This window comes from Clostridium fallax (assembly GCF_900129365.1).
Taxonomy (GTDB): domain Bacteria; phylum Bacillota; class Clostridia; order Clostridiales; family Clostridiaceae; genus Clostridium_AH; species Clostridium_AH fallax.
Genome location: NZ_FQVM01000055.1, coordinates 1 through 2,686, shown reverse-complemented (window position 1 = coordinate 2,686; position 2,686 = coordinate 1). Strand labels below are relative to the sequence as shown.

At 25.6% G+C, this 2,686-nt stretch carries 2 protein-coding genes; one reads left to right on the top strand and one right to left on the bottom strand.

Going from position 1 to position 2,686, the window contains the following annotated elements; translation table 11 throughout:
* Positions 1-50 precede the first annotated feature (50 nt).
* Positions 51-398, bottom strand: a complete 348-nt coding sequence (locus BUA70_RS12780; protein ID WP_083573547.1) for a DsrE family protein — start codon at positions 396-398, stop codon at positions 51-53.
* Between the two features lie 412 nt (positions 399-810).
* On the opposite strand from BUA70_RS12780, the gene BUA70_RS12775 reads away from it, so the two are divergent.
* Positions 811-2,487, top strand: coding sequence for a peptide-binding protein (locus BUA70_RS12775; RefSeq protein ID WP_072897880.1), 1,677 nt, complete (start codon positions 811-813; stop codon positions 2,485-2,487).
* The last annotated feature ends 199 nt before the right edge of the window (positions 2,488-2,686 follow it).

Genomic DNA, 2,686 nt, shown 5'->3' with positions numbered 1-2,686 from the left:
CTTAGATAATAAAAAATTTAAGGATGCTTTTAATTTTTTATTATTTTAAATCAAGGTTTTACATAACAGTAACCTTCATTTTCTCTTTTTACAACTTCTACAATTCCAAAAGGAACTATTTTTACAAATGGTAATAAGGAATCTTCTTTAATATTAAATCTTTTTAGTGATTGATTGCAAACACAAAATGTTACATCTTTTTTTGAGAGATTTTGGAAAGGTTCTGAAAGGTTTTTAAAATCACTTACAGCTTTTTGTAAGGTTACAGCAGATACTCCATTAGCTAAAACTTCGATTTTAAAGTTTTCTCCTGATTTAATCATATTATGTACATTTCCAAGAAGTGTTTGCCATTTGTTATCATCTGTAATATGAAGTAATACTTTTATACCACTCATTTTATTGTCTCCTTATAATAAAATTTTTATAAATAATTAATTATTTATTACTTATAGTCTATATTAAAATATTAAACATAATATTGAAATTTTAATAAGATTTCATTAAATAATTTTTAGTAGTAATTAAATTTATTTGTTTTTTTAGAGTTATAAAATATAAAAAATTTACTTGATAAATATATAGATATATTAAGTTTTTTATATCTAAACTATAAAATACATATTTAGATATTTTTAGTATTAAATAAATATAAAAAAATGATTTTAATGATGATGATTAATAAACTGTTAACATTATTGATAAAAACAATATTAAATTAAGCAATGATAGAATTTATTAATAAACTTTGAATAAAAAAATGGGGTTTTATATAATTAATTGGCAAAGAAAAATATAGGAGGGTTCAAAATGAAAATAAAAAAGATATTTACTTTATTAACAGCATCTGTACTTATAACTTCTACGCTTTTAGTTGGATGTGGAAAGGATTCAAATAAAAGTGAGGAGGCTAGTGGAACTGTAAAGGATAAAATAGTATATGCATTAAATACGTCACCAACTGGTGTATTCAATCCTCTAATTTCTAATACTACATACGATGGGGCGGTTAATAGTTTAATTTATACTGGCCTTTTAGGATATGATAAAGATTATAATTTTCAGCCAGAACTTGCAGAAGATTATAATGTTTCAGATGATGGATTAACATATACTTTTAATCTTAAAAAAGATTTAAAATGGCAAGATGGAAAACCTTTAACTGTTAAGGATGTTGAATATACTTTTAAAGCTTTAGCAAATAAAGATTATGACGGAAGCTTAAAATCTGCTGTTGAAAGAATCAAAGGAGTAAAGGATTTTGCTGATGGTAAGATAAAGGATGTAGAAGGAATTAAGGTTTTAGATGATGATACTATACAATTTACTTTTGAAAAGCCTTACTCAGTAGCTTTAGGAGATATTGGAACAACTCCAATAATTCCAGAACATATTTGGGGAGATATATCTCCAGCAAATTGGAAAGAAAGTAGTGATTTATTATTAAATCCTATAGGATCAGGACCATATAAACTAACTAAATTTGATAGCGGTCAAAGTGTAGAGTTTGAAAAAAATGATAACTATTATGGAAACAAGCCTAAAACAGAAAGATTTATATTTAAGGTAACAAATCCAGATACAGTTCAAGGAGAACTTGAAAATGGAACAGTTGATATTGCAGATATCTCAACTTTAAAAAAATCAGAACAAGATGATATAAAATCACAAGGATTTAATATAGTCTCATATCCTCAATCAGGAATACTTTATATGGGTATGAATTTAAGAAAAGATAAATTTAAAGATGTAAAAGTTAGACAAGCTATAGATTATGCAATTAATAAAAAAGAAGCTTTAGAAAAGCTTGCAGAAGGAACTGGTACTGCAGTAAGTGTACCAATGCTACCAACTAGCTGGGCATATCCTAAAGATGGAGAATTAAATGATTATGAATATAATGTAGATAAAGCTAAAGAACTTTTAAAAGAGGCTGGATGGGAAGATAGAGATGGAGATGGAATAATAGAAAACTCAAATAATGAGAAATTCCAAGTTAAATTACATTGTCCATCTGGAAGAAAAGATCAAGAACAAAGAGCTTTATTAGTTCAATCAAATTTAAAAGATGTTGGAATAGGAGTAGATATATCAACTATGGAGTTTAGTACTCTTATGCAACAAGTAGTGGGAAATCATGATTTTGATATGTATTTGATGCTTAATAATTTGCCAATAGATCCAGATCCAACAGCATATTGGAGTTCTAAAGCAGCATCAGATGAGAAAAACACCTTTGCTTGGAATATATCATCTTATAAAAATCCAGAGGCAGATAAGCTTATGGAAGAAGGATTAAGTACTAATGATAAGGAAAAGAGAAAAGAAATCTATGGGGAATATGCAAAAATTATGAATAGAGATGTACCTTGGGTTTGCTTCTTTGCTCCAAATACTATACAAGCTACTAATGCTAAATTAAAAAATTATAATCCAAATACAAGTTTAAACTTTTTAAATGTTGAAGATTGGTATATAGAAGAGTAATTTTAATATTAAGGATACTTATACATATTATTTTAAAATAATATTTACTACTGGAAAATACAACATATAAATTATGCAATAATATTTTAATTTATATGAATATATGTGCAAATTCTTTAAAATATAAATAAAATAAATATAAGAATTAAAAACTATAATCTAAATACAAACTTAGATTTTTTAGATGCTAAAGATTAGT

What these genes read in the sequence shown, in the direction of transcription:
- BUA70_RS12780 (WP_083573547.1), bottom strand. Translation starts at nt 398, where the DNA reads ATGAGTGGTATAAAAGTATTACTTCATATTACAGATGATAACAAATGG.
- BUA70_RS12775 (WP_072897880.1), top strand. Translation starts at nt 811, where the DNA reads ATGAAAATAAAAAAGATATTTACTTTATTAACAGCATCTGTACTTATA.